Raw genomic sequence first — 3,701 nt, 5'->3', positions numbered from 1 at the left:
CCAAATGAAATTCAGTATTAGTGCAGCGTAATATCATCTGTGGATTTATTAATTGAGATGAATAATATCGCAATTAATTACCACATGGTTGAATGTTTATTTTTTTTCATGGTTTGAATAATATATGGAGTTTTTATATGAGTGAAACATTAGCCTTGATTAAGGCATCAATTAAGCCATCGGCACCTGACTACATACCCCCTACGCCGCTAAGTAGTCGTTTTAATCCCCTGCAAAACGCAATTCAGTCTTATTTAATGCCCGATGGGGCGACAACAATTGAAACAACGCGTCGCAAAGGGGAGATCATTAGGCTAATTGTAACAAAAGAACACATTGATGCTGCAAGCAATAAGATGGTTGAAGTGAAAACCTTTGATGCAGCTACCAATACGATGAATCAGGCTATCGAGCACTTTGATTTGAAGAGTAATATGACTAATAGGGTCGTTGAAAGCTTTAGCTATGATTCGGTTAAAAAGGCGGTTCAATTGGGAGAAACCTCGGTAATAGAACAAAGCTTCGATGCTAAAAATAATATAACTCGCCGCGCTGAACAGATATTTGATGCTGCTGGTGGAACCATTTATAGCGTGATTAATCCCGATCCCAACGTAAACAGTACCAACAATTTGCAAAGCGATATCTGCCAACTGACAGATTCGATAAACGGTTTCCCTACCAAAGAGAGCACTCCTGCTCCTGTGGGGGCGACTATGGGTAATCCTTTAACTCTGGGGCCGAGGAATCTTGTTCCCGTCATGAATTACTCTTCTCGATTGTAAACTACAGCAGCCCCCAAAATGCTTCGATTAACGGCTCATTGAGCCGTTTTTTGGGTACACAAACCCCCAGTTCAAATGGCTCGACCAACGAGATATCATCCAGCAAGGAAATGCGGTTGCGCACTGGTTCCGGGCTGTTATCCACCACTACCGATGGGATCAGTGCCACACCGCAGCCCAATGCTACCATTGATACAATCGCCTCATGGCCGGAAACCGTAGCATAAATCAATGGGTTACTGATGCGTTGACGGCGGAACCACAAATCAATGCGTTTTCGTGATGGGCCATGCTCAGGCAAAATAAAGGGGACCGTGGCCCAATCGGGCTGTTCCACCGAAACCTGTGAACGCACTGCGCAAGGCAGTGCTGGTGCAATCAGAACCAGTGGAATCTCGCCAATCTGGGTAAAGGCAATGCTGGTGGGGAGCACTTCAGGGCGACCCGCAATACCGAGATCAGCCTCATTCGATTGCACTTTATCCACCGCATCGGCGGCATCACCGGTAGTGAGTTTGATTTCAACCAACGGATGGCGTGCGCGAAAGCGATCCAGAATGGGGGGCAAATGGCTATAAGCGGCGGTGACCGAACAAAATAGCCGCAGTTCACCACTGAGCGATGGCCCATGCTGGCCTAGTGCATGGCGCAGTTGCTGGTACTGTAGCAATGTCTGTTGAGCAAAAGCCTTGAGCTGTGTACCAGCATCGGTCAGTTGCACCGTGCGGTTGTCACGTAAAAACAGGGGCTGTCCGAGCGTCTCTTCCAGCCGCTGGATCTGGCGCGACAGGGTGGATGGACTGACGTGTGTCGCTTTAGCCGTGCGGCCAAAGTGGCGGCTTTCAGCCAAATGCAGAAACAATTTCAGGTCACGTAAATCCATAACAGACAGCCTCTTAGGTGAGAAGAGCTATTGTATTGCATAAGAAATAAACTGTATTGCAGAATTTGCAACGTCACATTGTTAATATATCAATTTCAGCAATGTGTTTCCTGTCATATAGTGAATCCAAGATAATCCCCGGCCCAGACAGGGGATGTGAAAAACAGCAACACACAACATTAGCTACACAAACACAATATTCGTTTGCAGTAACCAAAATAAATAGCTGCACCCACAAAACAGAACCCGAACGGAGTAATACCATGGCTAACTATTTCAACACATTGAACCTGCGTCAGCAGTTGGCGCAATTAGGTAAGTGTCGCTTTATGGCACGTGACGAATTTGCCGATGAAGCAAGCTACCTGAAAGGTAAAAAAGTGGTGATCGTCGGCTGTGGCGCACAAGGCTTGAACCAAGGCTTGAACATGCGTGACTCTGGCCTGGACGTGGCTTACGCTCTGCGTAAAGAAGCGATTGCTGAGAAGCGTGCTTCATGGCGTAAAGCGACTGAAAATGGCTTCAAAGTAGGTACTTACGAAGAGTTGATCCCACAGGCTGATTTGGTGGTTAACCTGACACCAGACAAACAGCACACCGCAGTGGTTCAGGCAGTTCAGCCACTGATGAAAGATGGTGCAGCACTGGGTTACTCTCATGGCTTCAATATCGTTGAAGTGGGTGAGCAAGTTCGTAAAGACATCACTGTGGTGATGGTAGCGCCGAAATGCCCTGGCACTGAAGTTCGTGAAGAATACAAACGTGGTTTTGGTGTGCCGACGCTGATCGCGGTTCACCCGGAAAACGATCCTAAAGGCGAAGGCATGGCGATTGCCAAGGCTTGGGCGGCAGCAACCGGTGGCCATCGCGCGGGTGTGTTGGAGTCCTCTTTCGTTGCGGAAGTAAAATCTGACCTGATGGGTGAGCAGACTATCCTGTGTGGTATGTTGCAGGCTGGTTCATTGCTGTGTTTCGATAAGCTGGTTTCTGAAGGTACTGACGCGGCTTATGCTGAGAAACTGATTCAGTTCGGTTGGGAAACCATTACCGAAGCGCTGAAACAAGGCGGGATTACGCTGATGATGGACCGTCTGTCCAATCCGGCTAAACTGCGTGCTTATGCGCTGTCTGAACAGTTGAAAGAAATCATGGCTCCGCTGTTCCAAAAGCATATGGATGACATCATTTCTGGTGCTTTCTCTAGCGGCATGATGGCTGACTGGGCGCAAGACGATGTTAAATTGCTGAACTGGCGTGAAGAGACCGGCAGAACAGCATTCGAGAATGCGCCACAGTTTGAAGGTAAAATCTCCGAACAAGAATACTTTGACCACGGTGTATTGATGATTGCCATGGTGAAAGCGGGCGTTGAGCTGGCATTCGAAACTATGGTTGACTCCGGTATCATCGAAGAGTCTGCATATTATGAATCACTGCATGAGTTACCATTGATCGCCAATACCATCGCTCGTAAGCGCTTGTATGAAATGAACGTGGTTATTTCTGATACGGCTGAATACGGTAACTACCTGTTCGCGAACGCGGCGGTTCCGTTGCTGAAAGGCAAATTCATGGATTCACTGCAAGCAGGGGATTTGGGTAAGAGCGTTGCCGGTACTGCGGTTGATAACGCGCAACTGCGTGATGTGAATGAAGCCATTCGTAACCACCCAATTGAAGCCGTAGGCCACAAACTGCGTGGCTATATGACCGATATGAAACGTATCGCAGTTGCGGGCTAAGTCCCTTTTGTCTTTGACGCCGCAGCGTTATTAGCGGCGTTTAACTCTGCGTGAAACAGGCCGCTGCCATTAAATAATGGCAGCGGCTTTTTTTTATCTCAAATTTAAGCCATATCTTGCAGACGAAAATTTATTAAATTAATGCTATCCCGGCCCGAAAAAAATCTTGTACGGTGTTAATCGTGGTTTAACACACCGCAGACAAACTCAGTATTAAACTCTATTAATCATAATATTCTTATGAAGGTAATGACGCACCTCGCTAATTAGCGGGGTGTTTTTATTTGTGGG

3 protein-coding genes are annotated in these 3,701 nt (G+C 47.2%); 2 read left to right on the top strand and 1 reads right to left on the bottom strand.

Annotated elements, in window-relative coordinates:
• Positions 1–137 precede the first annotated feature (137 nt).
• Positions 138–785, top strand: a complete 648-nt coding sequence (locus tag V1952_RS20565; RefSeq protein WP_420075433.1) for a hypothetical protein — start codon at positions 138–140, stop codon at positions 783–785.
• A 1-nt stretch (position 786) separates the two neighbouring features.
• On the opposite strand, the gene ilvY is transcribed toward V1952_RS20565, so the two are convergent.
• Positions 787–1,668 carry an HTH-type transcriptional activator IlvY gene (gene ilvY / locus V1952_RS20560; RefSeq protein ID WP_005190304.1) on the bottom strand — a complete coding sequence of 294 codons (882 nt, stop codon included), beginning with the start codon at positions 1,666–1,668 and terminating at the stop codon, positions 787–789.
• Between the two features lie 263 nt (positions 1,669–1,931).
• Between ilvY and ilvC the strand changes: the two genes are divergently transcribed.
• Entirely contained in the window at positions 1,932–3,410 is a 1,479-nt protein-coding gene (gene ilvC, locus V1952_RS20555) for a ketol-acid reductoisomerase (protein ID WP_372560096.1), read from the top strand.
• The last annotated feature ends 291 nt before the right edge of the window (positions 3,411–3,701 follow it).

This window comes from Yersinia sp. 2542 StPb PI, from assembly GCF_048593855.1.
Lineage (GTDB): Bacteria > Pseudomonadota > Gammaproteobacteria > Enterobacterales > Enterobacteriaceae > Yersinia > Yersinia enterocolitica_E.
Note: the sequence above shows the minus strand (reverse complement) of the source record. Positions and strands in the feature narration are given on the sequence as shown.